The sequence below is a fragment of the Nocardioides sp. genome (assembly GCF_034670285.1).
GTDB lineage: Bacteria > Actinomycetota > Actinomycetes > Propionibacteriales > Nocardioidaceae > Nocardioides.
In genome coordinates this window covers 1-3,564 of the sequence record NZ_JAXMNS010000389.1, presented here as the reverse complement: position 1 = coordinate 3,564, position 3,564 = coordinate 1, and the positions used below count along the sequence as shown (strand labels likewise).

At 72.1% G+C, this 3,564-nt stretch carries 4 protein-coding genes; 3 read left to right on the top strand and 1 reads right to left on the bottom strand.

The features are described from left to right. A partial coding sequence (locus VOI19_RS16390) for a PspC domain-containing protein (RefSeq protein ID WP_323794034.1) occupies positions 1–375 on the bottom strand: 375 nt, incomplete at its 3' end. Between the two features lie 123 nt (positions 376–498). On the opposite strand from VOI19_RS16390, the gene VOI19_RS16385 reads away from it, so the two are divergent. From VOI19_RS16385 to VOI19_RS16375, 3 genes are all read left to right on the top strand, one after another. Next, positions 499–1,626 carry a PspC domain-containing protein gene (locus VOI19_RS16385; protein WP_323794033.1) on the top strand — a complete coding sequence of 376 codons (1,128 nt, stop codon included), beginning with the start codon at positions 499–501 and terminating at the stop codon, positions 1,624–1,626. Next, positions 1,626–1,904 carry a hypothetical protein gene (locus VOI19_RS16380; protein WP_323794032.1) on the top strand — a complete coding sequence of 93 codons (279 nt, stop codon included), beginning with the start codon at positions 1,626–1,628 and terminating at the stop codon, positions 1,902–1,904. The genes VOI19_RS16385 and VOI19_RS16380 overlap by 1 nt, the downstream gene beginning before the upstream one ends. A 151-nt stretch (positions 1,905–2,055) precedes the next feature. Continuing rightward, positions 2,056–3,564 (top strand): acyltransferase (locus VOI19_RS16375; RefSeq protein ID WP_323794031.1); only part of this gene is annotated, 1,509 nt, incomplete at its 3' end.

The window sequence follows — 3,564 nt, the reverse complement described above, 5'->3', positions numbered from 1 at the left end:
CCAGAGCACGGCTCCACCACCGAGCACGGCACTGACCGACGCGACGACCCCGACTCCGAGCACGCTCAGCACGAGGATCGGACCGCAGTCGCTCAGCCGCGAGATCCGGCTCGGCCGACGCCCGCCGCGCCGGGCACTCTCCAGGCCGGGCGCCGCGACCTCGAAGCGGCCGCCGGCCGGCAGCATCACCCACAGGCCGGCGTACAGCACGGCGCCGAGCCCGCTGAGGGCCGTGAGGAGGACGAACGCGGCCCGCACCCACGTCACCGAGACGCCGAGGTGCTCCGACAACCCGGCCGCGACGCCCCCGACGATCGACTCCTCGAGGTCGCGACGAGCCCGACGCGGTGAGGGCTGCACGGATGCGGTGGTCATGACCGTTCCATCGTCACACAGCAGACCCCCGCCACCCATGGGGAACAGCCCTGGCCGGACCCCGGGGCCGGATCAGGGCCATCCCCGATGGCGCTGCCCACCTCCCGCGGTCAGGCTGGACCCATGATCACCAACGATCCCGACACCCAGCCGGACACGTCCGGCCCGCGGGTCGACGCGAGCGACGTGCGCGACCTGGCGGCCCTGCGCCGCAGCCGCACCGACAAGAAGGTCGGTGGGGTCGCCGGCGGCCTCGCTCGCCACCTCGACATCGACCCGCTCCTGGTGCGGGTCACCCTGGTGGTCCTGATCTTCTTCGGCGGCGCCGGCCTGATCGTGTACGGCGCGTGCTGGCTGCTCGTGCCGCTCGAGGGCGAGTCGCGCGCCGCCGTCCGCCTCGACGACCGGAGCCGCGCCGTGGCGCTGGTGCTCGTCGGCGTCCTGGCCACGCTGTCGCTGCTCGGCGACAGCCTCGGCGGCTTCGACTTCCCGTGGGCCCTGGTCGTGCTCGGCACCGTGCTCGCCCTGGTGCTGTTCTTCCGCGGCCGTGGCGAGGAAGAGCCGTTCACCCCTGGCAGCGTTCCCGCCGGCACTCCCGCCGGCACTCCCGCCGGCGCACCCGCTCAGGCGCACCCTCCGGTCGCCCGCTCGCGCCGCCGTGGCCCGCTGCTCTTCTGGTACGCCGTGGCGATCAGTCTGCTGGGGGTGGGGATCCTCGCCGTCCTGGAGTCGGCCGGGGTGCCGATCATTCCCTCCGCCTACCCGGCCTTCGTCCTGGGCACCAGCGCCGTCCTGCTCGTCGTGGGCGCCGTCTGGGGCCGGCCCGGCGGACTGGTCGCCCTCGGCCTGGTCAGCGCGCTGGTCACGGCCGGGGTCACGCTCGGTGAGCGTCTGGACGTCGGGCAGGTCGCCCGCACGCCGTCCACCTCGAGCGCCCTGCTCGAGCACTACGAGCTCGACGTCGGTGAGATCGAGGTCGACCTCACCGCCATCACCGACCTGGACGCCCTCGACGGCCGCACGCTCGAGGTCGACCTCCGCGTCGGGAGGGTCGAGGTCGTCGTCCCGGACGGCCTCGAGGTGACCGCACGGACCCGGCTCGACGCCGGTGAGATCCGGGTCTTCGGCAGCGACGGCCCGACCGGCGAGTCCGTCACCGTGCTCGCGGCGGACGACGGCGCCCCGCGCCTCACGATCGACGTCACCGTCGGTCTCGGAGACATCGAGATCATCCACGAAGGAGCACGCTGATGAACGACCTCGGAGCTCGTCACCCGCTGAGCATCGCCCATCTCGTCATGGGCGTGGCGCTGCTCGGCCTGCTCCTCGTGTGGGCACTGGTCGCGCTCGACCTGGTCGCCGGCACTGGGCTGCGCTTCCTGTTCCCCGTGCCCTGGATCCTCGCCGGTGTCGCCGGACTGCTCGCCCTGGTCGTCTCGGACCGCCGCGCCCTGCGCGCCCAGCGTGCCCGGCGCGCCCAGTCGACCGACCCCTGGTCCGAGCCCGCCTCGAGCATCAGGGGGTCCTAACCCCGGCGCCGAGGTCCCGCCCTCCCACCGGGCCCTCTCACCGGGCCCCGCACCGAAACACGGATAGCAGCCGGTTCTTGGTAAATTCCGCCGACGAGGACCGACGAGGTCGACAGGGAACCGCAAGCAGCAGGGGCGAGGTGAGTCGGGCGTGAGCGACGACGGCCGTCCCAGTCGACGCGGCACACGGCCTTCACGAGCGGCCAAGGCCCCGAAGACACCGAAGCCGCCCAGAGCGCCCAAGGCGCCCAAGCAACCCAGGCAACCCACACCAGCGAAGGCCTCCGGCCTGTCGCGCGCAGTCGTCGACCGCACCGGCGCCGACGGTCGTTCCTACCGTGGCGACATCCAGGGTCTGCGCGCGATCGCGGTCATCGTCGTCATCGCCGCCCACGCGGTGGTGCCCGGCTTCTCGGGCGGCTTCGCCGGCGTCGACATCTTCTTCGTGGTCTCGGGCTTCCTGATCACCCAGCTCATCATCAGCGGCAACAGCCGCGACAACGGCTTCTCCCTCGCCACCTTCTACGCGCGCCGGGCCCGACGCATCATCCCGGCCGCCAGCCTGGTGCTCGCGGTGACGGTGGTGGCCTCGATCGTCTACTTCAACTTCATCGACGCCCTCGACGCCACCCGGGACGCCCTGTGGGCAGCCTTCTTCGCCGCCAACATCCGCTTCGGCACGCAGGGCGTCGACTACTTCTCCCTCGAGGACTCCGCCTCGCCGCTCCAGCACTACTGGTCGCTCGCGGTCGAGGAGCAGTTCTACCTCGTCTGGCCGGTCGTGATCGCGCTGGCACTGCTGGTCACGAGGAGGCGACGTCGCCCCGACGCCGCCCCGCTCGGACTCCTCACGGTGCTGGTCCTCCTCGGCGGCGGCGCGAGCTTTGCCTGGTCGGTGCACCGCACGATGGTCGAGCCGACCGCTGCCTACTTCTCGACGCTCACCCGGGCCTGGGAGCTGGCCATCGGCGCCCTCGTCGCGCTGATCGTGATCGCCGGGCGCACCCTGTCGCGCCGCTGGCTCACCGAGCCGCTGGCCCTGGCCGGAATCGTGGGCATCGGCTACACGGTCGTCGTCTACGACGAGTCGATGGCCTTCCCGGGCTACGAGGCGGCGCTGCCCGTCCTCTCCGCCGCAGCGCTCCTGATCGCCGCGGCGAACCCCTCGTCACGACCCACGATCTCGCGGGTGCTCGGCACGACCCTGCTGCGCCGCGTCGGCGACTGGTCCTACTCCCTCTACCTGTGGCACTGGCCCCTGATCGTCATCCCGCAGGTGAGCATGGGGCGCACCCTCACGCCGACCGAGACCCTCATCGCGGTGCTGCTGACGTTCCAGTTCGCCTACCTCACCTACCGCTACGTCGAGCAGCCCTTCCGCACCGCCACCTTCTGGCGGCCCCGGGGCCGCGGCCTGGTGCTCTACCCGCTGTCCCTCGTCATGGTCCTGCCCCTCGTCTTCGGCGGCAACCTGTGGGCCCAGCGTCTCGGCACCGAGCGCGGCAGCGATCCAGCCGTCAGTGCGGCGGCGTTCGGTGTCCGCGGCGACCTGGTCAAGGGCTTGGTGCGGGCCTCGGTGCTCGCCGGGCAGAACAGCACCGCGATCCCCAGCGACCTCACCCCCAACCTGATCGCGAAGCAGTACTCGACCTTCCCGGAC

Bases quoted from the DNA above. Each gene is read 5' to 3' on its own strand.
- VOI19_RS16380 (WP_323794032.1), top strand. From the start codon at position 1,626: ATGAACGACCTCGGAGCTCGTCACCCGCTGAGCATCGCCCATCTCGTC.
- VOI19_RS16385 (WP_323794033.1), top strand. From the start codon at position 499: ATGATCACCAACGATCCCGACACCCAGCCGGACACGTCCGGCCCGCGG.